Genomic DNA, 26677 nt, shown 5'->3' with positions numbered 1-26677 from the left:
GCTAAAACTCAAACTGATAGAGCAAATCGAGAGCCTGGCCTACGCCAGACACCGCTTCCAGATATAGCTTAGGCATCAGGCGATAGCGTAACGTCAACGTCGCCAGGGAATCAAAGATCCCTACCCCATATTTTACCTGCAGACCCGGCAGCACATAGCCGCTGACCACCACCTGGGAGGAGTCGCCCACTCCCTCGGTATCCAGCGCCAGATTGCTTACGCCAAAAGTCTCGCCGATTTTACCCACAACCTGACCACTTTGTGCAACCCCCATACCAATAAGCATTGAGGTCATTGCGGCGCTATCGCTCTGTCCGCTGCTTAAACCCTGCCCTCGCAGCAGGTAAGAAAGCGCTTCTTGCTGCGACATAACCGGGTCAGAGAAAATCTCTGCTTTCGGCTGATCGGCCGAGCCGGTCACGCGAACGCCAGCGATCACGTCGTCTTCTGTCGCATCCGGGTTGCGAATGGCTTCGATATTCAACAGCGGTTGATCCGGCGGACCGGAGAACAGCAGCTCGCCTTTACGCACAATCAGGTCCTGACCGTAGGCATGGAAGCGACCTTCCGGGATGTTAATCTGCCCGTTCAGGCCCAGCCCCTGTTTATCCTGAGCCACTTTTAAATCGCCGGTCAGACGCGCTTTCAGACCAAAGGCGTCGAGACGAACGTCGTTGCCAACGTGAATCGTCAGGTTACTGTTGATAGGGATACCGGCGCTCTGCTGCTTGATAGGCTGCAGATTTTTATCCAGCATCACTTCATCAGAAGAGACCCCAACGGCGCTCTCCGGCACTTCATTAACCACGATACGTGCCCAGGGGACATCAACGCGACCATCCAGGCTAAATAAACTCGGCGTAGCGGTAAAGACGACGTCCGGTGACACGTCCAGACGCACCATCGGCGGCACGGTAATCCGCACCCGGCTACCTTTGGCGGCTACCTGCGCCCGCCAGTTGTCGATCTGGGTCCAGTCGGCGTTGCCGCTCAGGCTGATTTGGCCCTGTTTGGTATTCACGGTACCCTGCAGCGTTGAGCGGGTGCCGTTGAAATTCATCGCCAGCTGGCTCGGCTGCATATCAAACGGCATAAAGTTGCCGTCAACCTCCACACCGTTCAGCTGCATTTGACCGTACAGCTGCGGGCTCTGTACATCGCCGCCGAGGCGCAGGTTGGCATTGAGCTTCCCTTGCGCCTTCTCTCCCCGGGCGAAGATCGGGTTAATCATCGCCAGCGAGAAGTTATTGATATTCACATTACCGCCGAGGTTGCGGCGCCCCTGCGGGTCGGTAACCTGAACCTGCCCATCCAACTGACCGTTGTTGGTCAGGCGAATCAGCCAGCCGAGCTGCGCACGGTTGTTATGCAGATCGGCCGTCAGGTTCAGCGTGTCGAAGGCCACCGGCAGCGGCGCATCGTTGACCGTCTGGGTGACTTTGACATTGCGACCGTTCAGCGTCACTTTACCCTGCGGCAGCCCCTCTTTGGTGGTGTCCCAACTGACATCCGCATTGCCGCTGAATATGCCGCTGGCCTGGGTCGCCTCCGGCATAAACGGCTTCAGCATCGCCAGATCAAAGCGGTTAAGATTGACGAGCGCCCGTCCGCTGGCGCCAGCATCGATGGCCTGCGGCACGCATAGCTCAGCATTCGGGTTAGTCCAGCAGTGCGGCCCGATACTGATTTTCTGCTCGCGATTACGGTAATCCAGCGCGATGGCACGCGTCAGGGAGACCGGACCAACCGGCGTCTGGAAGCGGGTATTGCTCAGCGTCCCTTTCCAGCGTTCCTCTTTACGATCGAAGCTCCCGGCCAGCGACAGCTGCCCGGAAACCGGATCGCCCTGCACTTTCAGCTGCAGGTCGTGTTGCTTCTCGTTCCCTTTGGCATTGAGCTGCACCAGACTGATATTGACGCCCGGCTGGCTGATCCGCTCAACGCGCACATCAAGATTGCCGCCGATCTGGTCGCTGGACTTCACATCACCCTTGACGTTGACCTGAGCGATGGCCAGCTCCTGCCAGCGCAGGGCGCGGGCGGTGATATCCGCCAGCAGCTGCGGTGCATCAACGGTGCCGCGCACCTTCAGCAGCCCCTTCGCCGTGCCGCCAAGGCCTGGCAGAGCATTGTCCAGATTAGGCGCATCGATGGTGGCATCAAGATTCAGATCTTTAACCCCCAGCTCGCCTTTCACCTCGGCGCTGTTCTTACCCAGCGCCAGGTGCAGCCCGGGGATTTTCCACTGCATGTAGCTGTTACCCTGCAATGAACCGCTGACATCGACCTTATTCTGCTTAACGTTACCGGTGATTTTCAGCTCCGGTACCGACATCTGCCAGCTTCCACCGTACAGGCTGCCCTGAGTTTTAATCATCCCGTTCAGCTTCGACGGCCAGTCCGGGACCTCTTTGGCGGTGTTGATACCGTCAAGCGTCAGCTCGCCGCGCCAGCTGATGGCCTGCTGCCAGTCCAGCAGCGCTTTCAGTTCAGTTTTCCCCTCCAGCGCCGCAACGGTCAGCTTATCGAGGTTAACCTGCTGTTCGTTCCCTTTGGCGTTGAGGGTGATTTTCGCTGGCGGCAGCGATGGCCCCTTCACCGCGGTACTGAACGCCATGGTGTAGTCGGTCATCTTGCCGTTAAACTTCAGCAGCACATTGTCGGCCTGGAACTGTTTTTCGCCGCTGAACGGCCAGTACAGCTGTTTACTCTTCAGTTCCATATTCAACGGCAGTCCGGCTTCCGCCAGCTGCGCGTCAGCGCGTAATGTCATCGTCACGGAACCGGCTAAATCCACGCCGATCTCCAGTTTTTTACGCACTTCGCCGCCGACGGTCAGCTTCACCTTCTCGCCTTTCAGCGGATCGATGTTCAGCGTACTGTTGAGGGTGATGTCCACCGGCCAGTTGTCCTGCAGCTGCGCGGTGCCCGATGCAGTGATCTTGCCCTGATCGGAGTCGATATCCAGGGTATCCAGCCGCATTTTCCCGTCGATACTGCTGACTTTCAGCAGCATGTTGTAGACAGTCATATCGGTATCGCCGGTGACGCGCAGCTGCTCGCCGCGGAACGACTGGATATTCAGGTTCAGCGGCAGATGCACGTCGGCCATCTCCGGCAGCACCGGCCGGGAGAACAGCGCTTTCATCGTCTCGCCGAGCGGTTTTTCTTCCGGTTTCGGATTGTCGATCTTCGGTTCAACGACCTGCTCTTGCGCCACTTTTGCTACTTTCGGCAATGCGATAAGCAGCCCCTGCAGCGAGGTTGGCGTCAGGGTCAGATTCTTCTCCTGCCAGTTCAGACCGGTGGCGAAGTCGCGCAGCGAAACGGCGGTATCGTCAATTTTGACGTTGACGTTATGCAGCGCCACCCGGCTCAGAGTGATGGGATAAGGTGTGGAGAGATTCAGCGGGCCGCTATCTTCTTCTTTAGCCGGCGCCGCCGGCGGCATCTTGCTAGTGTCGATCGCCACGTAGATATCGCGCAGCGAAATATCGTTGACGCACAGGCTGCTGTCCCACAGGCAGCGCAGCCTGACGCCGAGGTGGAACTGACCAGCGGTGACCGCGACGCCCGGCTGTTCAAAGCGTACGTTTTGCAGCGTCAGATCACGCCAGCCACCGGTCACCTTGCCGATTTCCAGTCCGGGAACCCAGCGGTCCGCCGCCTTCAGCACCAGATGCAGGCCGCTGGTCGTGCCGATGAGGAATGCGACCGTCCCCAGCAGCAGGACCAAAAAGATCAGTACCCCGAGGCTTATCTTCTTCCATAAACTCATAATTCAGGCCCCAGACCGATGTAAAACTGTAAACCGTGCTCATCTTTGTCGCCGACCGGCGCGGCAATATCCAGCTTGATCGGGCCAACCGGTGACTGCCAGCGCACGCCGACGCCGGTGCCGGTTTTAAAATTGCTTTTACGGATATCGCTCACCGCTTCGCCGCTGTCGACAAAGACTGCGCCCCACCATTTTCCGCTGACGTTGTACTGATACTCCAGCGAACCGGTCGCCAGCTTCGAGGCCCCCATCAGTTTGCCATCGTCATCCCTCGGCGAGATCGATTTGTATTTATAGCCGCGAATACTGCGGTCGCCACCGGCGAAGAAACGCAGATCCGGCGGGACTTTGTTGAAATTATCGGCTTCAATCCAGCCGAGGTTGCCGCGCACCACAAAACGGTGGCGGTCATAGAGCGTGCGGATCCACACATCCTGCGCCTGGGCGACGATGAAGTTAATATCCGAGCCCCACATGGTGTTGGAGTAGTCCACCGAATAGCGCTGGGAGTCGCCCCAGGTCGGCATCAGGCCACCGCGGGAGCGGGTACGGTTGACCGACACCCCGGGATAGATAAGCATTGTGGTGTTGGTGACGTTAGCCTGAGTAAAGTGGTCGAGGCTCCAGCGCAGGTTCAGCGCGCGCTGCCAGCCGCTCGACATCTCCCAAAAACGTGATACCCCGAGGGTCGTGGAGTCGGCTTTCGTATCGTTAAGATCCGTACGTTTAAAGCCGCCCTGCATCAGGTAGTATTGCTCCAGCGGGCTTTTTAACAGCGGCACTTTATAGCTGAAATCAAGCTGCTGTTCAGGAGCGGAAAGGCTGAGACTGGAAGTCAGGCTATGCCCGTAGGAGTTCATCCACGGCTTTCTCCACGTCCCTTTGATGCGCGGCCCGACGTCGGTTGAGTAGCCGACCCCGGTTTCAACGGTATTCTCTTTACGCGGGGAGACTACGCCCTGCAAAGGCAGAACTTTAGTCTGTCGAGACTTTTCAAACTGCGGCGCCACAACCACGGAGCTGAACCAGCCGGTTGCCGCCAGCCGGCGGTTGAGTTCCGCCAGATCCTGCGAGGTGTAGTAGTCGCCCTGTTTGAATGGCACCAGATTTTGCAGATATTCGTCGCGAATTTGCGAGCCTTCAAAAGTGACCGGACCAAAGCGATAGCGTTCGCCGCTGTTGTAGTCGATATCCCAGAAGGCCTGATGGCGGTCGAGAGAAACGCCAAGTTGGCTTTTAATGAATTCGCTGTCAAAGTAGCCCTTACGCAGCGCAACCCGCGTGAGCGAGCTCTTGAAGCTGTCATAATCGCCATGATCGAGGACGGTGCCGATAGCCGGGCGGTTTTTTAACAAATCCAGGTAGTCGCGGTCGGTGCGCGCACCGCCCCGCAGAATGACTTCCGTGCCGCCAATACGTACCGGTTCACCTGGCGTGACTTTGGCAATCAGCACCTGTCGGCCTTTTTTCGGCGGCGGACGGAGGTCGAAAACGATTGTCGGTTCGTAGTACCCCAGGGCCTTCAACCCTTCGCGAATCGCATCATCAACGCGCGCACGAAAGCGGCGATCCGGCGTGACTTCGTCGCTCTGGATCGTAGAAAGTTGAGCCCGGACGTTTTTTTCCAGCTCCCCGGATAACCCCTCAACCTGCAAACGCACGCTCGCGGCGCTAGCGATCCCGCTGACCAGCAAAAGGCTGGTGATACATAACTGGCGGATTTGTAGCACGTTTTCTCCTGAATATCCTTGTTTCCCCCCGAAGGAAACGAAAGCGCCGTTCCACGGCTTAATAAACCCCCAACGACTTAGGGTTGAAAAAGAAACGCTAAACCAAATAATTCTTATGTTTAAATCTAGACGTATCGGGCATGTTTATTGTGTAAAAAGACACGCTTCGTTACAACCTTAACCACGACTTATGTTTTGAGAGGCCAACCGTGAGTCTATTTGATAAAACGCATCTTGTCGCCCAGGCGGATGCGCTGCCAGGACGCAACACCCCTATGCCAGTGGCAACACTCCACGCTGTCAATGGCCACTCCATGACCAACGTCCCGGACGGGATGGCGGTTGCCCTGTTCGCGATGGGCTGTTTCTGGGGCGTTGAGCGTCTGTTCTGGCAGTTGCCTGGCGTCTACAGCACCGCCGCGGGCTATACCGGCGGCTATACGCCGAACCCGACCTACCGTGAAGTCTGTACCGGCAATACCGGCCATGCCGAAGCCGTACGCGTCGTGTACGATCCGCAGATCATCAGCTACGCGCAGCTGTTGCAGGTGTTCTGGGAAAATCACGATCCGGCCCAGGGCATGCAGCAGGGCAATGATCATGGCACCCAGTATCGCTCCTCCCTCTATCCGTTGACTCCAGAGCAGGATCAAGCGGCGAAGGCCAGTCTGGCGCGTTTCCAGGCCGCTATGCGCGATGCCAACGACACGCGCGTCATCACCACGGAAATTGCCCCGGCGAAGCCGTTTTACTACGCTGAGGACGATCATCAGCAGTACCTGCACAAAAACCCGTACGGCTACTGCGGTATCGGAGGCATTGGCGTCTGCTTGCCGCCGCAGGCATAATACCGTTTAGCACTAAGGTGAATAATTAACGCTCTGGCGGCTTTACAGTCGCTTACGCTATACTAGCTGGTGTTATAGCCGGTCCAGAGCCTTCGGACCGGTTTTTTATGTATTCCACTATAGCGTTATCAACTTCCCTTCCGAGGATCTGGCCTCAACGGCTGGATAAACTATGTTAAACAGTATTTTAGTTATACTTTGTCTGATTGCTGTCAGCGCGTTTTTTTCGATATCGGAGATCTCGCTGGCCGCTTCACGTAAGATCAAACTCAAACTGCTGGCCGATGACGGCAACGTGAACGCCCAGCGTGTTCTCAAAATGCAGGAAAACCCAGGCACTTTCTTTACCGTCGTGCAGATAGGCCTCAACGCCGTCGCCATTCTTGGTGGTATCGTCGGTGACGCAGCATTCTCGCCAGCGTTTCACAGCCTGCTGAGCCAGTACATGTCTGTTGAGCTTTCCGAGCAATTGAGCTTTATCATCTCCTTTACCCTGGTCACCAGCCTGTTCATTCTGTTCGCTGACCTGACCCCGAAACGCATCGGTATGATTGCGCCAGAAGCCGTTGCTTTGCGTATCATCAACCCGATGCGCTTCTGCCTGTTTGTCTTCCGCCCGCTGGTGTGGTTGTTCAACGGCATGGCCAACAACATCTTCCGCCTGTTCAAAATACCGATGGTGCGTAAGGACGATATTACTTCCGACGACATTTACGCCGTGGTAGAAGCCGGCGCGCTGGCCGGGGTGCTGCGTAAGCAGGAACATGAGCTGATTGAGAACGTCTTCGAGCTGGAGTCACGTACCGTTCCGTCGTCCATGACCTCGCGTGAAAATATCATCTGGTTCGATCTGCACGAAGACGAGCAGAGCCTGAAGAACAAGGTGGCGGAACATCCGCACTCCAAATTCCTGGTCTGCAACGAAGATATCGACCACATCATCGGCTACGTTGACTCTAAAGATCTGCTTAATCGCGTGCTGGCGAACCAAAGCCTGGTGCTGACCGGCGGCGTACAGATTCGCAATACGCTGATTGTTCCGGATACGCTGACGCTGTCGGAGGCGCTGGAAAGCTTTAAAACCGCCGGGGAAGACTTCGCGGTGATCATGAACGAATATGCGCTGGTGGTGGGGATTATCACCCTCAACGACGTGATGACCACTCTGATGGGCGATCTGGTTGGTCAGGGGCTGGAGGAGCAGATTGTCGCTCGCGATGAGAACTCATGGCTGATTGATGGCGGCACACCGATTGACGACGTCATGCGCGTGCTGGATATCGACGAATTCCCGCAGTCCGGCAACTACGAGACCATCGGCGGTTTTATGATGTTTATGCTGCGTAAGATCCCGAAACGCACCGATGCGGTGAAATTCTCCGGCTACAAATTTGAGGTGGTGGATATCGACAACTACCGAATCGACCAGCTGCTGGTTACCCGCATCGACAACAAACCGACCGTGCTGGTGCCCAAGCAGACGGACGCTGCTGAAGATGAGCAAGGCGTAGCGTAGCGCTTGAGGTCTGAAACACTAACGGCTCCCATCAGGAGCCGTTTTTTTACCGCATAGCTATATCGTTATTCAGGTTAAGCCATCTCTGTTTGCAGACGCAAAACCTGACGATTGACTTCAGACATCACAGACAAATGCTGCTTGTCTTTAACCTTCGGGATAAGGATTTTGCCCTTATCAAATTCAAAAGCGCCAACATCCTTGATGTATAACCGTCCACGGAACAGGATCTTCACGTACTTCGCTACTTGCAGCGGATTGTAGCGTTGGAAAATTTTCATTGTTGTCTCCTGCCAGGGTTACGCTCTTGTGGTGCCACACTTGGCCCACGATTCGGGAGCGCAAATTTTGATGCCCTGAAACTATAGTCCAGAACTTCTGTAATACCCAGCATGCATAAGTTTATTTACCTTTTGATGACAATAATTAAGAACTTTCTTTTCAAACATACGTAGAAACTAGTATAAGCCGCCGATTTCCTTCGAATATGTGCGTTATCACGCAAACTGGCACCCTGATTGCGTGTAATGCCGGGAGATCGCATTTATGCTTAAACGAGACCAAGTGGTCGGATCACCTGCATAAAAATAAGGACTCATCATGACCCTACGTAAGCTACTGGCGGTTTCCTGCCTCCTGTTCCCGCTGATGGCCTCAGCGCATAATTTTGTCGATGGTCAGCGCGTCGCGCCGGTTGGCATTGCCGACCGGGGAGAATTAATTCTGGATAATGATAAGTTTAGTTATAAAAACTGGAATAGCTCGCAGCTGGCAGGAAAAGTTCGCGTGGTGCAACACATCGCCGGACGCACGTCGGCAAAAGAGAAAAATGCCGCCCTGATCGAGGCGATTAAGGCAGCCAAATTCCCGCACGACCGTTACCAGACCACCACCATCGTTAATACCGACGACGCCATTCCGGGATCCGGTATGTTCGTGCGCAGCAGCATTGAGAGCAACAAACAGCTCTACCCGTGGTCGCAGTTTATTGTCGACAGCAACGGCCTGGCCCGGAAAGCCTGGCAGCTGCAAGAGGAGGGCTCGGCGATTGTGGTGCTGGATAAAGACGGTCGCGTTCAGTGGGCCAAAGACGGCGCGCTCACCCAGGATGAAGTGCAGCAGGTGGTCGCCCTGCTGCACAAGCTGCTTAGTAAATAGAAACCCGGAAGCCGGGGTTGAGGAACGATTCACGCGGGGTATAGTCCAGAGTGCGCCCCTGCCAGTCGTGAACGTGCGCCCCGGCAGCCACCGCGACGGCATGACCGGCGGCGGTATCCCAGGTGCTGGTCGGCCCGAAGCGCGGATAAAGCTGGGCCTGACCTTCCGCCACCAGGCAGAATTTCAGCGACGAACCGATCGACGTGGTCTGATGTTCGCCAATATGTTCCAGATACTCCTGCAGTTCCGGATCGTTGCCGTGGGAGCGACTGATGACCACCAGCGGTGGCCGGGCATCCCGTACCTGAATCTGCTTACGCATACCGCATTCGTCTTTCCACGCCTTTCCACCTTCCGCGCTGTACAGCACCTTTAAGACCGGCGCGTAAACCACGCCAAGTACCGGTTTTCCTTTTTCAATCAAGGCGATATTGACGGTAAATTCACCGTTACGTTTAATAAATTCTTTGGTGCCGTCCAGCGGATCCACCAGCCAGTAGCGCTGCCAGTGCTGGCGCACCTCCCATCCGGGGGGATCTTCTTCAGAGAGCACCGGGATATCGGGCGTCAGCGCCAGCAGGCCGCTTATAATCACCTTGTGCGCGGCGAGATCCGCCGCAGTGACCGGAGAATCATCCTTCTTGCTGGCCACGTCCATCGGCTGCTTTCCATCATAGACTTCCATAATGGCATCACCTGCAATCCGGGCAAGTTGACATACTTGTTCTAACATTCTCCACCTCATCTGATTACAGTGGCGTTAACTCGTTGTTTTAGTTATATCGCATCGGTGCGAGTTCCGCTATCTGTGATAACGATGGCGGTTTCATAAACCATTTTTCGGCATGATTCACATTTCTGTAAGAAACAGGATGTACATACATTTTCTTCTGTGTCATTGCTCATAAAAGGACGCCTCTGATGATTAAGTTTAGCGCAACGTTACTGGCCACGCTGGTTGCCGCCAGCGTGAACGCCGCGACGGTCGATTTGCGGATTATGGAAACCACCGATTTGCACAGCAATATGATGGATTTCGACTATTACAAAGACGCCGCAACGGAAAAATTTGGCCTCGTGCGCACCGCTACGCTGATTGAAAAAGCCCGCCTGCAAGTCAAAAACAGCGTGCTGGTCGATAACGGCGATGTTATTCAGGGAAGTCCGCTGGGTGACTATATCGCCGCCAAAGGGCTCAACAGCGGCGATGTCCACCCGGTCTACAAGGCGATGAATACGCTGAATTACGCGGTAGGTAACCTCGGCAATCACGAGTTTAACTACGGTCTTGATTTCCTGCACAAGGCGCTCGCCGGGGCGAAATTCCCTTACGTCAACGCCAATATTATCGATACCAAAACCGGCCAACCGATGTTTACGCCGTACCTGATTAAAGAGACCACGGTGCAGGATAACGACGGCAAAACGCAGACCCTGCGTATCGGCTATATCGGTTTTGTGCCGCCGCAAATTATGACCTGGGATAAAGCAAACCTCAGCGGCAAAGTCACCGTCAACGACATCACCGAAACCGCGCGCAAATACGTTCCTGAAATGCGTGAAAAAGGCGCCGATGTGGTGGTGGTCATTGCCCACTCCGGTCTCTCCGCCGATCCATACCAGGCGATGGCGGAAAACTCGGTGTACTACTTAAGCCAGGTTCCCGGCGTGGATGCCATCATGTTCGGCCACGCGCATGCGGTATTTCCGGGGAAAGATTTTGCCAGTATTAAAGGCGCTGATATTGCGAAAGGCACCCTTAACGGCATTCCGGCGGTGATGCCCGGCATGTGGGGCGATCATCTCGGCGTCGTCGATCTGGTGCTGAATAACGATACCGGCAAATGGCAGGTCAGCCAGGCAAAAGCGGAAGCTCGCCCGATCTATGACGCGGTCGCTAAGAAATCGCTGGCGGCGGAAGATGCGAAGATGGTGGCGGTGCTGAAAACCGATCATGATGCCACCCGTGAATTCGTCAGCAAGCCGATCGGCAAATCCTCAGACAACATGTACAGCTACCTGGCGCTGGTACAGGATGATCCGACCGTGCAGGTGGTGAATATGGCGCAGAAGGCCTACGTTGAGCACTACATTCAGGGCGATCCTGACCTGGCTAAACTGCCGGTGCTCTCTGCCGCCGCGCCGTTTAAAGTCGGCGGCCGCAAAAACGACCCGGCCAGCTTCGTCGAGGTGGAGAAAGGCCAGCTCACCTTCCGCAATGCCGCCGACCTCTATCTCTACCCGAACACCCTGGTGGTGATGAAGGTCAGTGGTAAAGAGGTGAAAGAGTGGCTGGAGTGTTCCGCCGGGCAGTTTAACCAGATTGACCCCGCCAGCAGCAAACCGCAGTCGTTAATTAACTGGGACGGTTTTCGCACCTACAACTTTGATGTGATTGACGGCGTAAACTACCAGATTGACGTCACCCAGCCGGCGCGTTACGACGGCGAGTGTCAGATGATTCACCCGCAGGCTGAACGGATTCGGGATCTGACCTTTAACGGCAAACCTGTTGACCCCAAAGCCACCTTCCTCGTCGCCACCAATAACTACCGCGCCTACGGCGGTAAATTTGCCGGAACCGGCGATAGCCACATTGCTTTTGCCTCCCCCGACGAGAACCGTGCGGTGCTGGCGGCATGGATCGGCGCGGAGTCGAAAAAAGCGGGCGCAATCCACCCGGCCGCCGACAACAACTGGCGTCTGGCCCCTGTCCATAGCAAGGTGCCGCTGGATATCCGCTTTGAGACCTCTCCGGGTGAAAAAGCGGCGGCATTTATTAAAGAGAAAGCGCAGTATCCGATGCATCAGGTGGCCACCGATGATATCGGCTTCGCGATTTACCAGGTGGATTTGAGTCAATAACGATTGCCTTCCCCGCTCGCGCGACGCTTAGCGGGGCGCAAAGCAGACGTTCCACGCGCGGCGACAGGCCGGATCAGATACTGCCGCCGCGATCCGGCTTCTCCCGTCAGGCGACGGCCTGCTCGTGGTTCGCCAGAACCGCGGGCAGATTCAGCTCAATCCAGTCCGCCAGCGCCGCCACTTTCGCGCTAACCTGCTCGCCAAGCGGCGTCAGACTATACTCTACATGCGGCGGGACGACCGGTCGCGAGACCCGGTTGATAAAGCCATCCTGCTCCAGCGCCTGCAGCGACTGAGCCAGCATCTTTTCGCTGACGCCGCCCATTTTACGGCGTAGCTCACTAAAGCGATGGGTTCCCCCGCGCAGCGCCACCAGGATTAATACCCCCCAGCGACTGGTCACGTGCTTCAGCACATCGCGTGACGGGCACTGCTCGGCAAACAAATTACCGTCGCGCATTTTTTCGCTCAGCGTCAACTTCGCCATTTTCACACTTACCTTTTTGTACGTACTTACTAAAAGTTAGTTAAGGTGTTAGCTTACCACAACTGTCACGCAACACGAAGGAGAAGACTGATGATCGCAATTACCGGTGCGACCGGCCAGCTTGGCCACCTCGTCCTACAAAATTTGTTAAAAACCACCGCCGCCAGCCAGATTGTGGCCATTGTGCGTAACCCGGCAAAAGCCGAATCCCTAAGCCAACAGGGCATTGTCGTGCGTCAGGCTGATTATACTGATGAAGCGGCATTCACTGCGGCCCTACAGGGCGTGGATAAGCTGCTGCTGATCTCTTCCAGCGAAGTCGGTCAGCGTGCGTCGCAGCATCGTAATGTTATCAACGCCGCCAAAGCCGCCGGGGTTAAATTTATCGCCTACACCAGCCTGCTGCATGCCGATAAATCCCCGCTTGGCCTGCACGTTGAGCATGTTGAAACCGAGAAAATGCTCGCCGATTCCGCTATCCCCTATGCTCTGCTGCGCAACGGCTGGTACACCGAGAACTATCTCGCCAGCGCGCCACCGGCGCTTGAGCATGGCGTGTTTATCGGTGCTGCCGGTGAGGGCAAAATCGCCTCGGCGACCCGCGCCGACTATGCCGCCGCCGCCGCCCGCGTTATCGCTGAAGAGGGCCATGCCGGGAAGGTGTATGAACTGGCCGGCGATGAAGCCTGGACCCTGAGTGAACTTGCCGCTGAACTGAGCAAGCAGAGCGGTAAAAATGTGGTGTATCAGAACCTGAGCGAAGCCGACTTCGCCGCTGCGCTGAAGAGCGTAGGCCTGCCGGCAGGGCTGGCGGACATGCTCGCCGACTCCGATGTCGGCGCCGCCAAAGGCGGTCTGTTTGACGACAGCCGCACCCTGAGCGCGTTGATTGGCCGCCCGACGACACCGCTGGCTGAGAGCATCAAAGGCATTCTGTAACGGTTACAAAAAGGTTAATTTTTGTAGCTTCCCGACGGACCATCCCCAATAATAACAGGATATCCGTCGGGAGAAACGCAATGCAGGGCGTACCGGAACAGTTCAGCGATGAGAGAGACAGCGCACGCTTTCGCCATCCGGCGCAGCTGCCCGGCGTTGAGCTGTACCATGCCCATATCTCCCGCTACGCCTTCGAACCCCATACCCATGAAGCCTTCGGCATCGGTGCGATAGAACTCGGCGCCGAGCGTTTTCGCTATCGCGGCAGCCAGTATGTCGCTCCGGTTAACTCCGTCGTTACCATGAACCCTGACGAACTGCACACCGGAGAAGCGGCCACCGCCGACGGCTGGCGCTACCGTATGGTCTATCTGGAACCGCAGATGCTGGAAGAGGTCACCGGCGTGCGCCACTGGTGGTTCAGTGAGGTGGTACGCCAGGATCCGCAGCGCTCGCAGCGGCTCTGTCAGCTTATTTATGGCTTATGGCATACCGACGATCCGCTGGCGCAGCAAGGTCTGTTGCTCGACGTGATCGATACCTTTCGCCCGCTGGCCCATCACGCCCCGGTTATCGCGGAAGCCGCCCACCGTTTCGAGCGCGTGCGCGACTACCTGCATGACAACTATATGCATGCCGTCTCCCTTGATCAGCTGGCGCAGGTTGCCGCCCTGAGCCCGTATCACTTTCAGCGCCAGTTTAAGGCTCATTTCCACGTCACGCCCCATCAGATGCTGATGGCCATTCGCCTGTGGCGCGCCAAAGCCTTCCTCACCCACGGAATGCCCGCCGCCGAAGTGGCTGCCGCCACCGGCCTTACCGACCAGTCGCACCTGACCCGCGCCTTTACCCGCCGCTACGGCATCACCCCGGTGCGCTATCAAAAGCAGGTCGCCCGGCGCTAAAGCGCAATCTCATACAATATTCCCGACGCGGCCTCTTCTACACTTTAGCCAACGAAAAGCGGCGCGGATGGCGTAATGATTAGTGGTGTGTTGTATGCCCTGCTGGCAGGGATGATGTGGGGGCTCATATTCGTCGGCCCGGTGCTGGTGCCGGAATACCCGGCGGTCCTGCAATCCATGGGGCGCTATCTGGCCCTGGGGCTGATTGCCCTGCCGCTGGCCTGGCTCGGTCGCGCGCGACTGCGGCAGCTTTCCGGGCGAGACTGGTGGACGGCGCTGGTGCTGACCATGACGGGCAATCTGATCTATTACGTATGTCTTGCCAGCGCTATCCAGCGTACCGGCGCCCCGGTTTCCACCATGATTATTGGCACGCTTCCGGTCGTGCTGCCGGTGATGGCTAACCTGCTCTACAGCCAGCGTGACGGTAAGCTGCCGTGGCGACGCCTCTTTCCGGCGCTCTCCTTTATCGCCGTCGGCCTGGTGTGCGTCAATATTGCCGAGCTGCGCCAGGGGTTGCCCAATTTCAGTATCTGGCGCTACGGCGGCGGTATGGGTCTGGCACTGGTATCGGTGGCCTGCTGGGCCTGGTACGCGTTGCGCAATGCCCGCTGGCTGCGGGAAAACCCGGATAAGCATCCGATGATGTGGGCGACGGCGCAGGCGCTGGTGACGCTACCGGTCTCGCTGGCCGGCTATCTGATTGCCTGCGGATGGCTGCATGTTCAGCAGGTCGGCTTCCCGCTGCCCTTTGGCCCACGTCCCCTGCTCTTTGTGACGCTGATGCTGACCATTGCCGTCCTCTGCTCCTGGGTCGGCGCATTGTGCTGGAATATCGCCAGCCAGAAGCTGCCGACGGTGATTCTCGGGCCGCTCATCGTCTTCGAAACGCTGGCTGGCCTGCTGTATACCTTCCTGTTGCGGCAAAGCATGCCGTCGCTGCTGACGCTCAGCGGCATCCTGCTGCTGGTTGTTGGTGTGGTCTACGCGGTCTGTTCCCGGCCACAAAAACCGATGGTTGTGGCGCGGGCCTGTGAGACTAAAAAATAGCCTGCTATCCGAAAGGGGTATTTCCTTATCCATAAGATGCATTTAATATACATCTTATATTTTTAAAGACGAGGTATCCGCTATGGCTTTTCGTGACCAACCTTTAGGCGAGCTGGCGTTGACGATTCCGCGCGCCTCCGCACTCTTTCGTCAATACGATATGGACTACTGCTGCGGCGGCAAACAGACGCTGGAACGCGCCGCATCGCGTAAGGAACTGGACGTCACGGTGATTGAAGCCGAACTGGCCAGACTGGCGGAAGAGCCGATAGAGAAAGAGTGGCGCGTCGCGCCGTATGCGGAGATCATCGACCATATCATCGTTCGCTATCACGACAGGCATCGCGAGCAGCTGCCGGAGCTTATCCTGCAGGCCAGCAAAGTGGAGCGCGTGCATGCCGATAAGCCCAATGTGCCGAACGGCTTAACCAAATACCTGACCATGCTGCACCAGGAGCTCTCCAGCCATATGATGAAAGAGGAGCAGATCCTGTTCCCGATGATCAAACAGGGCATGGGGACTCAGGCCGCCGGTCCCATCAGCGTGATGGAAAGCGAACACGACGAAGCGGGCGAGCTGCTGGAAGTGATTAAGCATGTCACCAACAATGTCACCCCGCCGCCGGAAGCCTGCACCACGTGGAAAGCGATGTACAACGGCATTAACGAATTGATTGACGACCTGATGGAACACATCAGCCTGGAGAATAACGTTCTGTTTCCGCGTGCCCTCGCCGGAAAATAAAAAAGGCGCCCGCAGGCGCCCTCGACATTGTCAGTCTGATTGGCCACTCCGGTGGCCTTTTTTATGACGGGCCGTTGCAGGCAACGTTAAAAATCTCTGCCGAAGATTTTTTATTTCGCCAGACGCTTCTTACCGGCAAAGAACCAACCTGCCGCCAGCAGAACGAACCACAGCGGGGTGACGATCAGCGCTTCGCGCGTGTCGGTTTCCAGGGTCAGCAGCACCAGCACGAAGACGAAGAACGCCATACAGACCCAGCACATCAGCTTACCCAGCGGCATCTTATATTTTGACTGCTCATGCAGATGCGGACGCTTTTTGCGGTAGACCAGGTACGAGCACAGGATAATAGTCCAGACGAACATAAACAGGATCGCCGATACCGTGGTAATCATGGTGAAGGCAGCAATCACGCTCGGGTTGACCATCAGCATCACCACGCCGCCCAGCAGGCACATACAGGAGAAGGTCAGCCCTTTCGCCGGTACCGCCCGTTTCGACAGTTTGGCGAACATCGACGGCGCCTGGCCATCCTGCGCCAGACCGAACAACATACGGCTGGTTGAGAACACGCCGCTGTTAGCCGAAGAGGCAGCCGAAGTCAGTACCACAAAGTTAATCAGGCTGGCCGCAGCCGGCAGCCCCACCAGCACAAACAGCTCAACGAACGGGCTCTTAGTCGGCACCACGGAACTCCACGGCGTCACCGACATAATCACGATCAGCGCGAAGACGTAGAACATAATAATACGCAGCGGGATCGAGTTAATCGCGCGCGGCAGGGATTTTTCCGGATCTTTGGTTTCTGCAGCGGTGGTCCCTACCAGCTCAATACCGACGAATGCGAAGACCGCTATCTGGAAGCCGGCAAAGAATCCGCTGATCCCTTTCGGGAACCAGCCGCCGTCACTCCACAGATGGGTAAAAGACGCCTCCACGCCGGTCGGCGATTTGAAATGCATCATCACCATCACCAGGCCGACCACAATCAGCGCCACAATGGCGACGATTTTGATCATTGCGAACCAGAACTCCATCTCACCGAACATTTTCACGGTGGCAAGGTTAAGGCTCAGCAGCAGCAGGATAACCGCCAGCGAAGCGACCCAGTCGGAAAGTCCAGGGAACCAGAACTGGGCGTAGGCGGTAATCGCCACCACGTCGGCCATCCCGGTCACCACCCAACAAAACCAGTAGGTCCAGCCGGTAAAATAGCCCGCCCACGGTCCCAGAAGGTCAGCGGCAAAATCACTGAACGACTTATATTGCAGATTCGACAGCAGTAATTCGCCCATCGCGCGCATCACGAAAAACAGCATAAAGCCGATAATCATATAAACAAAAATAATGGATGGCCCGGCGAGGCTGATGGTTTTGCCGGAGCCCATAAACAGTCCGGTCCCGATGGCGCCGCCGATAGCAATAAGCTGAATATGTCGATTCGTGAGATTTCGCCGTAGCGATTGTTCAGTCGGAGCCTGCTCTTCGGCAGCGACTTTAACCTGATCTACCATGTGATTTTCTTCCTGTTGTACCTGTCTGTGTTGTTCAGGCTCTGATGGCCCGTCATTCGTCATTACCCTGAAAAAAGGGTTTATCGATATTAGGTAAGAATCGGAGGGATGAATACTATGATTTAGATATAATGTTAATTTTATGTTTAAAGTGAGTGTTATATCACTCCCGCTGCGCGAAACAGCTCACAAAAATACACCTAAAAAGCCTGAGTGCAACATAAAATTCCAGCAAATTTCCAACTTAAGTATTTTGCGCTATTTTTAGTCGCTTCCTCCCCCTTAAGGGAGAGGAAGCACCTGCTGATTAGATAATATCCAGCAGTTCAACTTCAAAAATCAGGGTGCTGAACGGAGGAATAGAAGCTCCTGCACCGCGCTCACCATAGGCCAGGTTGTGCGGAATGGTCAGTTCCCATTTGGAACCCACCGGCATCAGGGTCAGCGCTTCAATCCAGCCGCCGATCACGCCGGTCACCGGGAACTCAGCCGGTTCGCCGCGGGCTACAGAGCTGTCAAATACGGTACCGTCGATCAGTTTACCGGTGTAATGTACACGGACGCGGTCGGTACGCGCCGGGATCGCGCCTTCGCCCTGGGTCAGAACGCGGAACTGCAGACCAGATTCGGTGCTGTTCACGCCTTCACGCTCGCGGTTTTCATCGAGGTATTTCTGACCATCGGCCGCCATCTCCTGGAAACGCTCGCGACGTACCGCGTCAGCACGCTCGTGGATTTCACGCAGCGCGCGGTGAACGGCTTCCACCGGCACCTGTGGCTGATTGCCTTCCAGCGCATCGGCAATGCCGGCAACCAGTGCTTCAGGCAGCAGCCCCTGCAGGCCGGATTCGCTCAGCTGTTGTCCAACCTGCAAGCCGATACCGTAACTTGCCTGTGCTTCAATAGTGTCAAAAGTCGGGGTTGCCATCTTCTTTCCTTATTTTTCGGGGGGAAATTTCACACTCGACGGATTCCAGACAGCAAGAAGGCGGCATGCAGATGATTCACCGGCAGGACAGGCCACAGTGTGACCAGTGCAGGCAGGCGCAGCCAGCGCATCAGCGACTCGAAAGACGACGAGTATAAAGTGGTGGGCAGCATATCAGCCATCGTCCGATGGGTAAAACTTTGTCGCGGAGATGATGACAAATCTGAGGGAAACAGAAACAATAGGGATATCAGGTTAACCTCACGAAACATATCTTTGTCTCGGCCATCAGGAAGTTAGCCATCTATACTCTACGGAGCAGGATAAAAATATGCGGAGCAGGAGGAAAGCCATGCCCGGGCGCTTTGACATCACAACTACCCTGGCGAAGATCTGGCACGCCCCGGATCATATTCGCATTATGGATCCGCTGCCGCCCATGCATCGCCGGGGCATCATTGCCGGCGCGTTGCTGGTGATTATCGGCATACTGCTCCCGTCAGAGGACAGCGGTAGCCCACGACAGAGTGGCCGCGAAGCCAGTATCGACCTGCAATCGCAGTCCCAGCCGCCATCTTCCCAACAGGCCATGCCGCTGCCGCCGATTACCACCACGCCGACGGTCAATGACGCCGATCAGATGGCGCCGGTAGCGCCGGAGCCGGTTCAGGACGAGCCGGTGGATCAGGGACAGAGCCAGGCTTACTCTCAGCCCTCTCAGCCGCAACCGCGACAACAACAGCAACATTCGGCTGCGGGGATTGAGCAGCAGTGGCGCACCTACCGCATAGAAGCGGGTAAAACCCTGGCCCAGCTGTTCCGCGACCATAATCTGCCGCCCACCGACGTCTATGCGATGGCCCAGGTAGAAGGTCCGGGCAAACCGCTCAGTTCGCTGCAAACCGGGCAGACGGTGCAAATTCGGCAGAATGCCAATGGCGTCGTGACCGGCCTGACAATTGATACCGATAGCGGACAGCAGGTGCTGTTCACCCGTCAGGCGAACGGCAGTTTTATTCGCGCGCGCTAATCGTCGGAAAAAATCCACTGGTCATGCCGGGTATCATGCCCGGCCCGTGCAGAGACACCCTCTCCCGCTCCCGCGTCCTTGATCCTGCTTCATTATGTATCGCGTCGCGTCCGCTTATAGCAATGCCTCCCACTCAAAGGATGGGTCATCGACGGCCTGATATGGCCATTTTGTCAGGAGAGAACAACAGAAGGGGGAGGCAGAAAAGCAAAACGCCGGCACAAGGCCGGCGTCTCGACGCAAACTGAGTAAAAAAATTACTCAGCTACAACGTTAACAACCAGTTTCGCGAAGACTTCGCTGTGAACCTGGAAGTCCACTTCGTGCTCACCGGTGGTGCGCAGAACGCCGTTCGGCAGACGAACTTCGCTCTTAGCAACAGCAACGCCAGCTGCAGATACAGCGTCAGCGATGTCGCGGGTACCGATGGAACCGAACAGTTTACCTTCGTCGCCAGATTTAGACGCGATGGTAACGGTGCCCAGTGCGTTGATTGCTTCAGCACGTGCGTTAGCAGCGGCCAGAACGTCAGCCAGTTTGGCTTCCAGTTCAGCGCGGCGCGCTTCGAAGAATTCAACGTTTTTCTTGGTAGCAGGAACAGCTTTGCCCTGTGGTACCAGGAAGTTACGAGCATAGCCCGCTTTAACGTTAACCTGATCACCCAGGCTACCGAGGTTTGCTACTTTATCAAGCAGAATAACTTGCATTACCTTATCCTCTCAAAGTCGTATTAATGGACCGTGACCGATTACTGATGACGATCAGTGTACGGCAGCAGGGACAGGTAGCGTGCGCGTTTGATAGCGCGAGCCAGCTGACGCTGATATTTTGCACGGGTACCGGTGATACGGCTTGGGACAATCTTACCGCTTTCGGTGATGTAGTTTTTCAGCGTTGCGATATCTTTATAGTCGATCTCTTGAACGCCTTCCGCGGTGAAACGGCAGAACTTGCGACGACGGAAATAACGTGCCATTTGGCTAGTCTCCAGAATCTATCAATTCAATCTGCTCGGCATGCAGAACCATTTTGCTCAGGCCGTTCTTTGCCTTGTGGCAAGAGATGAACCCCTGAACGGTCACTGCGCTACCGACCGTTATACTGTGAGTAATGGCCTGGTTCTCGTGTCCGCTAATAATTACGGGCATTTGACACCATGCCTGCCGGTGAAAACCGGCTTCCTCCTGCACTGAACGATGCTCAAGCACGAACTGGCAGTGTGGAATTCCTGACGGGCTGACCTTACGCAGTGGCGTCCTGCAAACAATGCCGGACAGCTCCAGACGATTGGTCATCAGGATTACTCTTCAGAATCCCCAGCTTCAGAATCATCTGCGGTTTCGTTTGCGAAATCTTCGCGACGCTCACGGCGCTCGTCTTTCGCTTTAACCATCGGAGATGCTTCGGTAACAGCGTGCTTAGTACGCATTACCATGCTGCGGATAACGGCGTCGTTGAAGCGGAAGTTAGTTTCCAGCTCATCGATCGCTTCCTGCGGAGCTTCAACGTTCAGCAGAACGTAGTGAGCTTTGTGCAGTTTGTTGATCGGGTAAGCCAGCTGACGGCGGCCCCAGTCTTCCAGACGGTGGATCGTACCTTCTGCTGCAGTGATTGCACCAGTGTAACGTTCGATCATACCCGGAACCTGTTCGCTCTGGTCAGGATGGACCATAAAAACGATTTCGTAATGACGCATCGAATTGCTCCTTACGGATTATTCAGCCTCCTGTCTGGGTCAGCCGCGGCCCATGGAGGCAAGGAACGTGTTAAAGGGCGGCCGAAAAATTGACGCGTCATTCTACTTTCGTCGCTCTGGGAAGACAAGCGAATTGCGCAAATAATTCGCACTAACGGTAAAGCCGCGCCAGGTCAGTGATTTAAAATTAATCAACGACACCAGCGACACTTTTTTGAACAACTTCATCAGAAATGGTCACGATACCCACCGTCGCCAGAGATTACACTTAAATCAGAGCTATCGATAACCCCGGAGGATCCCGTATTTAACGCCAGCATGGTCGACAGAACGTCAGGAGCGTAGAGTATGAAATACATCATCATTGCCGCTACGGCTGCGCTTTTACTAAGCGCCAACGCGCTCGCAGCCATCAAGATCGATGGGCGCCAGGCACGCAACATGGACGATGTGCAGAGCCTGGGCGTTATCTATATCAACCATAATATGGCGACTGAGCAAGAGGCCGACAAGGCACTTAATCAGCTGAGCGATGCGCAAGGCGCAAAATATTTTCAGCCGATCCTGATTCACGAACCGGAAAGCAACGGCGTGATTCATGCCAGTGCAGCCATTTATCGCTAATCCCAGGTTTCCCTGCGCCTCCCGAGCGGAGGCGCTCCCCCTGCCTTAGGGCCAGCGTCAGCCTCACGTTTAAAGATTTTGCTGAAAAAATGCCACCGTCGCTGCTAATGCCTCCGGCGTTATCCGGTGGCGAACCCCTTTTTGCCAGACGCAGGTCAGATGAGTATCCCGATCGTTTTGCCGCAGCGCCTGCTGGAGCCGGAACGTGCCATCTGGCGGAACCACATCGTCTTCATCGCCGTGCCAGAGCAAAAGCGGTCGATTCGCCAGGGTGTCGAGTTGCCCGGTGATGTCCCATTCTGCCAGCTGTTCGGCACTGGCACCGGGCGAAGGAAACAGGCTCTGTGACAGCTGGGTAAAATAGCCGGAGCCCATCAGGCAGGCCACGCTTTTTATCTCCGGATGATGGGTCATCATTCCCAGCGCCGTCATGCCGCCCATTGATGCCCCGGCGACCGCCAGCCTGCCCCCCTCAACCCAGCCCTGGTCGATAACCGCCGCGCGCAAGGCCGGAAACTCGGCAAAATTTTGCAGTAAAATCGGCCAGAAGCGCTGCATCCGCCCGCCTTCATCGCCATCGTAACGTGCGCCATGTTCCGGCGCATCGGGCATAATGACGCGAAACCCGGCCTCTGCCAGCGCCACGGCGAAGTAGCTGTATACCAGCTTCGAGGAGGTAAAACCGTGATAAAAGATGATACTGGGCAACGGCTTATCCAGCGCATATTGCGGGCAGGCATGCAGGACTTCGCCGCCCGCCAGACGACGTATTTCAAGAGTAATCATTGACCCTCTCCTTTCACTCAGGTCGCGGTGTGTCATGGGCTGATATATTCAGCAAGAAACCAGGTTCACCATGATTCATAATGTTGAGAACTTGGTTACGCTTTCACGATATTTTCATCCGAAAATCGCGTCAGAGATAACACTTCGGGAACATTCCCCGGAAATGACATTCAGGCTACCACTACACTATGACTATCAGGAAACGAGATATGGTTATGCGCAGGTTAACACCGTGGTTTCTGGCTATCGCACTGAGCGGTTGTAGTGCCCTGCAGGGGACGCCAGAAGCACCGCCACCCGCAACCGACCATCCGCAAGAGATTCACCGTAACCAGACGACAGGGCTACAGAAAATGTGGACGGTGAGCGTGTTGATGTACGGTTCGCCAATGGATGTCGAAGCGGCGTTGAAAACGAAGGCAGAAACGGCTAAAGCGGATTACTACGTCATCATCATGATTGATGACACCATGGTTCCCGGCCAGTGGTATTCGCAAGCGATTCTGTACCGTAAATAGCGGTACACCATCTTTTAGCCAGCTTTACACTGCTTTGCGTCCATTCACGTTCTCCTGTGCATAATAACGTTCGGCCAGCCAACCTGGCAGGACGTTAGCAACGGACTGCCCTCGGGACTACGTGAAATGGAGCTGACGATGAAACGATCTTTTACCCTACCCGCTCTGCTGCTGACCACAGCGACAGCAAACACCTCCGCGCAGTCGGCGGAATTCGCCAGCGCGGACTGCGTTACCGGTCTGAATGAAATTGGCCTGATCTCCGTCAATAATATTGCCGGCAGCCAGCAGGACGTTGAACGCGCCATCGCCGTAAAGGCCGATGAACAAGGCGCGTCGTGGTATCGCATCGTACAGATGTACGAGGATCAGCAGCCGGATAACTGGCGAGTCCAGGCCATTCTTTACGCCTGAGGCGCCTGACGTCCACGCCCCATCGCACGTAGCAGCAAATCCTCCAGCGTCGGCTCATCCAGCCGCATACCGCCGCGCGTGTCGAGCATCATACGACACCAGGCCTCCGCCAGCGGCGGCGAGGCGTAGCGCAGCATCTGCGCGCCAACGCCGAGCATATAAACCCGGCGTGCTATCTCTCTGCCCTGCTCTTCTGCGGGCCGCCGCAGCAGCTGTTGCAACTGCCGCCACGTCCGGTCGAAATGGCGGTTTTGCCCTTTCACCTCCGCGCACTCCGCCGCCAGCAGCTCCAGCGCCGCCGGATGTTTACCCAGCACCCGCATCACGTCCAGACACATGATATTGCCCGAGCCTTCCCAGATACTATTGACCGGCATCTCACGATACAGGCGCGGCAACTCACTCTCTTCACAGTAGCCAATCCCGCCCAGTACCTCCATCGCCTCAGCGACAAACGGGACCCCGGATTTGCAGATGGCAAACTTCGCCGCTGGCGTAAACAGGCGGGCCCAGAGGACCTCTCTGGCGTCATCACGACTCTCCCACGCCCGCGCCAGCCGGAACAGAAAAGCGGTCTGCCCTTCAAGGCGCAGCGCCATCTGGCCCAGCACCTGACGCATGAGCGGCTGATCGACCAGATTCTTACCGAATGCCTGGCGCTGCAGCGCATGATAGAGCGCCACCGAATAGGCCCGACGCATTAATGCGTGGCTGCCAAGCGCGCAGTCAAAACGCGTAAGCCCGCCCATTTTGAGGATTTGCCGAACGCCATCGCCCTCTTCGCCCACCAGCCAGCCGCGGGCTGCAAAAAACTCGACTTCGCTGCTGGCGTTCGAACGGTTGCCGAGCTTATCTTTCAGCCGCTCCAGATGCAGGGCATTGCGCTGCCCGTCGGGAAGCAGACGGGGCACGAAAAAGCAGGAGAGACCTTCCGCCGCCTGAGCCAGGACCAGGTGCGCATCGCTTTGCGGGGCCGAGAAAAACCATTTATGACCGACCAGATGATAAAAACCTTCGGCGGTTTTTTCCGCCCGGGTGGTATTGATCAGGACGTCAGATCCCCCCTGCTTTTCCGTCATCCCCATGCCAATTAACAGCCCACGTTTCTGAGCGCCCGGCGCCAGATGCGGATCGTAGCGGTCGCTCAGCAAAGGGGACAGCCAGTCGCTAAAAGGTTTCGGTAGCGCCTGCTGTAGCAGCGGCGTCGCCGCAAAGGTCATGGTTATCGGACACAGCGTCCCCGCTTCTACCTGCGCATGCAGCATAAAGCGGGCGGCGCGCGCGACAAAGGCGCCTGCGCGCGCATCCTCCTGCCAGGCCAGATTATGCACCCGGTTGGCGCACAGCCCCTGCATCAACAGGTGCCAGGCAGGATGAAACCGGACATCATCAAGCCGGCTACCGGTCGCATCGTAGCGCAGCAGCTCCGGCGGATTACTGTTCGCCAGTCTCCCCAGCTCCAGCGACTCCGCCGCCCCCAGCTGCTGGCCGATACTGGCCAGTAAATCACTGTCCCATCCGGCCCCTTCGCGCGTTACGGCCTCACGCAGCGCGCTATCCGAGAGAAATAAATTGCTGTTCATCAGCGGCGCAGGCTGATTGAACACGGTATGCGTTTGCCAGACCATACTGTCTCCTTGCGTCATCGGCATGATTATTCAGTATGGCTACCCTCGCCGGACATCGCCCGCGAGTCCGGTCACAAAAAAACCATCGCCCCCCTTCGTGAAGCCCATCACAGCCACAAGAATTTTAAATTTCATAATGGAAAATGTATGGAATAGTTTATTCAATTGTGACTTTTTTGCTCATGCCGGGATGATTTATGCAGACCGTAACAACGACTATGGGCGCGCATAAACGCGCGCTGATCGCCGGCTCTATCGGCAACTTTATTGAGTGGTACGAGTTCGCGGTATATGGCTTTCTGGCGACGGTTATCGCCCGCAACTTCTTTCAGCTTGCCGGGGAAGCGCCGCTGACGGGCCTGATCCTGACCTATGCGTCGTTCGCGATCGCTTTCTTCTTCCGCCCTTTGGGCGCCATTATTTTTGGCCGGATCGGCGATCGTATTGGCCGTAAACCCACGCTGATTATCGTGCTGGTAATGATGACCCTGGCGACCACAGCCATTGGCCTGGTGCCGGTTTATGCCAGCATCGGGATTGCCGCGCCGCTGATTCTGACGGGACTGCGTATTCTTCAGGGCCTGTTTGCCGGCGGTGAATATGGCGGCGCGGTGTCGCTGATGACCGAGTTCGCCCCACGCGGCAAGCGCGGGCTGTATGGTGCCTGGCAATCCTTTACCGTGGCATTAGGGCTGCTGGCGGGGGCGGGCGTCGTGGCGTTGATTTCCGCCATTCTGAGCCCGGAGGAGCTGTACGCCTGGGGCTGGCGCCTGCCCTTCTTCCTCGCCATCCCGATGGGGGGCGTGGCGCTCTGGCTACGGGTGAAGATGGAGGAGACGCCGGGCTTTCTCCGCCAGCAGAAGCAGCAACAACAGTATCCGCAGCCCACGGCGAACGTCGGCCAGACGCTGAAGGCTATTCTGACCGGCATTGGTCGCCTGATGGTCTGGTCCGCTGCGGGGTACACCTATCTGGTGATTATGCCCGCCTATCTGCAATCCTCGCTGCATACCGGTTTTCATCAGGCATTGCTGATTGCGGTTATCTCTAATATTGGTTTCGCCATAACGATTCTGCCCGCCGGAATGCTCAGCGATAAATGGGGACGCCGCAACGTGATGGTGATGGCCGCCGTGTTGCTGCTTATCCTGGCGCTCCCGCTGCTGAAAATTCTGCAGGCGGAATCCAGTACACTGCTGGTAAAAGCGCTGGTCGTGTTGGTGGCCGGGGGATTAGTCGGCATGCTGGCGGGCCCAGGACCCGCGATGCTGTCAGAGATGTTCCCGACCAAAGTACGTTACACCGGGCTTGGGCTGGCGTATTCACTGTCGAACGCGATTTTCTCGGGATGCGCAGGGCTGATTATCACCGGTCTGATTAAGCAGACGGGGAATCTCGATATTCCGGCTTATTACGTGATGGCGACGGCGGTGGTGAGTATTTTCGCGCTGATGACGCTGAAGAAAAACGACCATCTGCGGTCGCTGGATGAGTGACAACATTGCCCGGCGGCGCGAG

General features: G+C 56.4%; 26 protein-coding genes. 13 read left to right on the top strand and 13 right to left on the bottom strand.

Going from position 1 to position 26677, the window contains the following annotated elements; translation table 11 throughout:
• Position 1 precedes the first annotated feature (1 nt).
• Together tamB and tamA are read right to left on the bottom strand one after the other, a co-directional pair.
• Positions 2 to 3778 (bottom strand): autotransporter assembly complex protein TamB, encoded by a 3777-nt coding sequence (tamB, locus tag FNY10_RS16585; RefSeq protein WP_160702465.1) that lies wholly within the window; start codon positions 3776 to 3778, stop codon positions 2 to 4.
• Positions 3775 to 5508, bottom strand: a complete 1734-nt coding sequence (gene tamA / locus FNY10_RS16580; RefSeq protein WP_100685593.1) for an autotransporter assembly complex protein TamA — start codon at positions 5506 to 5508, stop codon at positions 3775 to 3777. The genes tamB and tamA overlap by 4 nt, the downstream gene beginning before the upstream one ends.
• A 209-nt stretch (positions 5509 to 5717) precedes the next feature.
• Here tamA and msrA point away from each other — a divergent pair, with 209 nt between their 5' ends.
• Positions 5718 to 6356 (top strand): peptide-methionine (S)-S-oxide reductase MsrA, encoded by a 639-nt coding sequence (msrA, locus tag FNY10_RS16575; RefSeq protein ID WP_160702467.1) that lies wholly within the window; start codon positions 5718 to 5720, stop codon positions 6354 to 6356.
• A 172-nt stretch (positions 6357 to 6528) separates the two neighbouring features.
• Positions 6529 to 7872 (top strand): hemolysin family protein, encoded by a 1344-nt coding sequence (locus tag FNY10_RS16570; protein WP_100685591.1) that lies wholly within the window; start codon positions 6529 to 6531, stop codon positions 7870 to 7872.
• A 74-nt stretch (positions 7873 to 7946) separates the two neighbouring features.
• Here the strand turns inward: FNY10_RS16570 and FNY10_RS16565 are convergent, their stop codons facing one another.
• A complete protein-coding gene (locus FNY10_RS16565) occupies positions 7947 to 8153 on the bottom strand; it encodes a DUF1107 domain-containing protein (RefSeq protein ID WP_004857160.1) in 207 nt (68 codons plus the stop codon).
• Between the two features lie 319 nt (positions 8154 to 8472).
• Here FNY10_RS16565 and FNY10_RS16560 point away from each other — a divergent pair, with 319 nt between their 5' ends.
• A complete protein-coding gene (locus tag FNY10_RS16560) occupies positions 8473 to 9030 on the top strand; it encodes a YtfJ family protein (RefSeq protein ID WP_141965471.1) in 558 nt (185 codons plus the stop codon).
• On the opposite strand, the gene cysQ is transcribed toward FNY10_RS16560, so the two are convergent.
• Positions 9020 to 9763, bottom strand: a complete 744-nt coding sequence (gene cysQ, locus FNY10_RS16555; protein WP_100685589.1) for a 3'(2'),5'-bisphosphate nucleotidase CysQ — start codon at positions 9761 to 9763, stop codon at positions 9020 to 9022. The two genes, FNY10_RS16560 and cysQ, sit on opposite strands and share 11 nt — an antisense overlap.
• Before the next feature lie 188 nt (positions 9764 to 9951).
• On the opposite strand from cysQ, the gene FNY10_RS16550 reads away from it, so the two are divergent.
• Positions 9952 to 11895 carry a bifunctional 2',3'-cyclic-nucleotide 2'-phosphodiesterase/3'-nucleotidase gene (locus FNY10_RS16550; protein WP_160702469.1) on the top strand — a complete coding sequence of 648 codons (1944 nt, stop codon included), beginning with the start codon at positions 9952 to 9954 and terminating at the stop codon, positions 11893 to 11895.
• A 106-nt stretch (positions 11896 to 12001) separates the two neighbouring features.
• On the opposite strand, the gene FNY10_RS16545 is transcribed toward FNY10_RS16550, so the two are convergent.
• Positions 12002 to 12388, bottom strand: a complete 387-nt coding sequence (locus tag FNY10_RS16545) for a winged helix-turn-helix transcriptional regulator (RefSeq protein ID WP_131049416.1) — start codon at positions 12386 to 12388, stop codon at positions 12002 to 12004.
• A gap of 84 nt (positions 12389 to 12472) precedes the next feature.
• Between FNY10_RS16545 and FNY10_RS16540 the strand changes: the two genes are divergently transcribed.
• The 4 genes from FNY10_RS16540 to ytfE all read left to right on the top strand — a co-directional run bounded on the left by FNY10_RS16540 (position 12473) and on the right by ytfE (position 16021).
• A complete protein-coding gene (locus FNY10_RS16540; RefSeq protein ID WP_160702471.1) occupies positions 12473 to 13321 on the top strand; it encodes an SDR family oxidoreductase in 849 nt (282 codons plus the stop codon).
• Between the two features lie 80 nt (positions 13322 to 13401).
• Positions 13402 to 14226 carry an AraC family transcriptional regulator gene (locus tag FNY10_RS16535; protein ID WP_100685585.1) on the top strand — a complete coding sequence of 275 codons (825 nt, stop codon included), beginning with the start codon at positions 13402 to 13404 and terminating at the stop codon, positions 14224 to 14226.
• Between the two features lie 75 nt (positions 14227 to 14301).
• A complete protein-coding gene (locus tag FNY10_RS16530) occupies positions 14302 to 15276 on the top strand; it encodes a DMT family transporter (protein ID WP_160702473.1) in 975 nt (324 codons plus the stop codon).
• Positions 15277 to 15358: 82 nt separating this feature from the next.
• Positions 15359 to 16021, top strand: a complete 663-nt coding sequence (ytfE, locus tag FNY10_RS16525) for an iron-sulfur cluster repair protein YtfE (protein ID WP_160702475.1) — start codon at positions 15359 to 15361, stop codon at positions 16019 to 16021.
• A gap of 110 nt (positions 16022 to 16131) precedes the next feature.
• Here the strand turns inward: ytfE and cycA are convergent, their stop codons facing one another.
• Both cycA and fklB read right to left on the bottom strand, forming a co-directional pair.
• Positions 16132 to 17535 (bottom strand): D-serine/D-alanine/glycine transporter, encoded by a 1404-nt coding sequence (cycA, locus tag FNY10_RS16520; RefSeq protein WP_160702477.1) that lies wholly within the window; start codon positions 17533 to 17535, stop codon positions 16132 to 16134.
• Positions 17536 to 17842: 307 nt separating this feature from the next.
• Positions 17843 to 18463 carry an FKBP-type peptidyl-prolyl cis-trans isomerase gene (fklB, locus tag FNY10_RS16515; RefSeq protein ID WP_015585317.1) on the bottom strand — a complete coding sequence of 207 codons (621 nt, stop codon included), beginning with the start codon at positions 18461 to 18463 and terminating at the stop codon, positions 17843 to 17845.
• 352 nt (positions 18464 to 18815) lie between these two features.
• Here fklB and FNY10_RS16510 point away from each other — a divergent pair, with 352 nt between their 5' ends.
• Complete coding sequence (locus tag FNY10_RS16510; RefSeq protein ID WP_100685581.1) at positions 18816 to 19493, top strand: LysM-like peptidoglycan-binding domain-containing protein; 678 nt, start codon at positions 18816 to 18818, stop codon at positions 19491 to 19493.
• Between the two features lie 257 nt (positions 19494 to 19750).
• On the opposite strand, the gene rplI is transcribed toward FNY10_RS16510, so the two are convergent.
• Genes rplI through rpsF form a run of 4 tightly spaced genes read right to left on the bottom strand, consistent with a single transcriptional unit; the run spans position 19751 to position 21189 of the window.
• Positions 19751 to 20200, bottom strand: coding sequence for a 50S ribosomal protein L9 (gene rplI, locus FNY10_RS16505; protein ID WP_015368607.1), 450 nt, complete (start codon positions 20198 to 20200; stop codon positions 19751 to 19753).
• Positions 20201 to 20241: 41 nt separating this feature from the next.
• On the bottom strand, positions 20242 to 20469 hold the full coding sequence (gene rpsR, locus FNY10_RS16500) for a 30S ribosomal protein S18 (protein WP_000135199.1): 228 nt from the start codon (positions 20467 to 20469) through the stop codon (positions 20242 to 20244).
• Positions 20470 to 20473: 4 nt separating this feature from the next.
• Positions 20474 to 20788: a primosomal replication protein N gene (gene priB, locus FNY10_RS16495; RefSeq protein WP_004857121.1), complete on the bottom strand. Its 315-nt coding sequence runs from the start codon at positions 20786 to 20788 to the stop codon at positions 20474 to 20476.
• 5 nt (positions 20789 to 20793) lie between these two features.
• Positions 20794 to 21189, bottom strand: coding sequence for a 30S ribosomal protein S6 (gene rpsF / locus FNY10_RS16490; RefSeq protein WP_004098001.1), 396 nt, complete (start codon positions 21187 to 21189; stop codon positions 20794 to 20796).
• Between the two features lie 348 nt (positions 21190 to 21537).
• On the opposite strand from rpsF, the gene FNY10_RS16485 reads away from it, so the two are divergent.
• Positions 21538 to 21813, top strand: coding sequence for a DUF1471 domain-containing protein (locus tag FNY10_RS16485; protein ID WP_131049412.1), 276 nt, complete (start codon positions 21538 to 21540; stop codon positions 21811 to 21813).
• 69 nt (positions 21814 to 21882) lie between these two features.
• On the opposite strand, the gene yjfP is transcribed toward FNY10_RS16485, so the two are convergent.
• Positions 21883 to 22599: an esterase gene (gene yjfP / locus FNY10_RS16480; RefSeq protein ID WP_160702479.1), complete on the bottom strand. Its 717-nt coding sequence runs from the start codon at positions 22597 to 22599 to the stop codon at positions 21883 to 21885.
• A 209-nt stretch (positions 22600 to 22808) separates the two neighbouring features.
• On the opposite strand from yjfP, the gene bsmA reads away from it, so the two are divergent.
• A complete protein-coding gene (gene bsmA, locus FNY10_RS16475; RefSeq protein ID WP_227699445.1) occupies positions 22809 to 23117 on the top strand; it encodes a biofilm peroxide resistance protein BsmA in 309 nt (102 codons plus the stop codon).
• 138 nt (positions 23118 to 23255) lie between these two features.
• Positions 23256 to 23531: a DUF1471 family protease activator YjfN gene (gene yjfN / locus FNY10_RS16470; RefSeq protein WP_160702485.1), complete on the top strand. Its 276-nt coding sequence runs from the start codon at positions 23256 to 23258 to the stop codon at positions 23529 to 23531.
• Here the strand turns inward: yjfN and FNY10_RS16465 are convergent.
• Positions 23522 to 25159: an isovaleryl-CoA dehydrogenase gene (locus FNY10_RS16465; protein ID WP_160702487.1), complete on the bottom strand. Its 1638-nt coding sequence runs from the start codon at positions 25157 to 25159 to the stop codon at positions 23522 to 23524. The two genes, yjfN and FNY10_RS16465, sit on opposite strands and share 10 nt — an antisense overlap.
• A gap of 197 nt (positions 25160 to 25356) precedes the next feature.
• Between FNY10_RS16465 and FNY10_RS16460 the strand changes: the two genes are divergently transcribed.
• Positions 25357 to 26655, top strand: a complete 1299-nt coding sequence (locus tag FNY10_RS16460) for an MFS transporter (RefSeq protein WP_131049405.1) — start codon at positions 25357 to 25359, stop codon at positions 26653 to 26655.
• Positions 26656 to 26677 lie beyond the last annotated feature (22 nt).

This window comes from Klebsiella sp. Lac1, assembly GCF_009825425.1.
GTDB classification, from domain to species: domain Bacteria; phylum Pseudomonadota; class Gammaproteobacteria; order Enterobacterales; family Enterobacteriaceae; genus Klebsiella; species Klebsiella electrica.
Note: the sequence above shows the minus strand (reverse complement) of the source record. Positions and strands in the feature narration are given on the sequence as shown.

Excerpts from the sequence above, each read along its gene's own strand:
- rpsF (WP_004098001.1), bottom strand. The coding sequence starts at position 21,189 with ATGCGTCATTACGAAATCGTTTTTATGGTCCATCCTGACCAGAGCGAA.
- priB (WP_004857121.1), bottom strand. The coding sequence starts at position 20,788 with ATGACCAATCGTCTGGAGCTGTCCGGCATTGTTTGCAGGACGCCACTG.
- FNY10_RS16570 (WP_100685591.1), top strand. The coding sequence starts at position 6,529 with ATGTTAAACAGTATTTTAGTTATACTTTGTCTGATTGCTGTCAGCGCG.
- bsmA (WP_227699445.1), top strand. The coding sequence starts at position 22,809 with ATGGTTATGCGCAGGTTAACACCGTGGTTTCTGGCTATCGCACTGAGC.
- FNY10_RS16530 (WP_160702473.1), top strand. The coding sequence starts at position 14,302 with ATGATTAGTGGTGTGTTGTATGCCCTGCTGGCAGGGATGATGTGGGGG.
- FNY10_RS16510 (WP_100685581.1), top strand. The coding sequence starts at position 18,816 with ATGCCCGGGCGCTTTGACATCACAACTACCCTGGCGAAGATCTGGCAC.
- rplI (WP_015368607.1), bottom strand. The coding sequence starts at position 20,200 with ATGCAAGTTATTCTGCTTGATAAAGTAGCAAACCTCGGTAGCCTGGGT.
- FNY10_RS16460 (WP_131049405.1), top strand. The coding sequence starts at position 25,357 with ATGCAGACCGTAACAACGACTATGGGCGCGCATAAACGCGCGCTGATC.
- cysQ (WP_100685589.1), bottom strand. The coding sequence starts at position 9,763 with ATGTTAGAACAAGTATGTCAACTTGCCCGGATTGCAGGTGATGCCATT.
- ytfE (WP_160702475.1), top strand. The coding sequence starts at position 15,359 with ATGGCTTTTCGTGACCAACCTTTAGGCGAGCTGGCGTTGACGATTCCG.
- fklB (WP_015585317.1), bottom strand. The coding sequence starts at position 18,463 with ATGGCAACCCCGACTTTTGACACTATTGAAGCACAGGCAAGTTACGGT.
- FNY10_RS16560 (WP_141965471.1), top strand. The coding sequence starts at position 8,473 with ATGACCCTACGTAAGCTACTGGCGGTTTCCTGCCTCCTGTTCCCGCTG.
- tamB (WP_160702465.1), bottom strand. The coding sequence starts at position 3,778 with ATGAGTTTATGGAAGAAGATAAGCCTCGGGGTACTGATCTTTTTGGTC.
- FNY10_RS16550 (WP_160702469.1), top strand. The coding sequence starts at position 9,952 with ATGATTAAGTTTAGCGCAACGTTACTGGCCACGCTGGTTGCCGCCAGC.
- FNY10_RS16565 (WP_004857160.1), bottom strand. The coding sequence starts at position 8,153 with ATGAAAATTTTCCAACGCTACAATCCGCTGCAAGTAGCGAAGTACGTG.
- FNY10_RS16465 (WP_160702487.1), bottom strand. The coding sequence starts at position 25,159 with ATGGTCTGGCAAACGCATACCGTGTTCAATCAGCCTGCGCCGCTGATG.
- cycA (WP_160702477.1), bottom strand. The coding sequence starts at position 17,535 with ATGGTAGATCAGGTTAAAGTCGCTGCCGAAGAGCAGGCTCCGACTGAA.
- rpsR (WP_000135199.1), bottom strand. The coding sequence starts at position 20,469 with ATGGCACGTTATTTCCGTCGTCGCAAGTTCTGCCGTTTCACCGCGGAA.
- FNY10_RS16535 (WP_100685585.1), top strand. The coding sequence starts at position 13,402 with ATGCAGGGCGTACCGGAACAGTTCAGCGATGAGAGAGACAGCGCACGC.
- yjfP (WP_160702479.1), bottom strand. The coding sequence starts at position 22,599 with ATGATTACTCTTGAAATACGTCGTCTGGCGGGCGGCGAAGTCCTGCAT.
- yjfN (WP_160702485.1), top strand. The coding sequence starts at position 23,256 with ATGAAACGATCTTTTACCCTACCCGCTCTGCTGCTGACCACAGCGACA.
- FNY10_RS16485 (WP_131049412.1), top strand. The coding sequence starts at position 21,538 with ATGAAATACATCATCATTGCCGCTACGGCTGCGCTTTTACTAAGCGCC.
- FNY10_RS16540 (WP_160702471.1), top strand. The coding sequence starts at position 12,473 with ATGATCGCAATTACCGGTGCGACCGGCCAGCTTGGCCACCTCGTCCTA.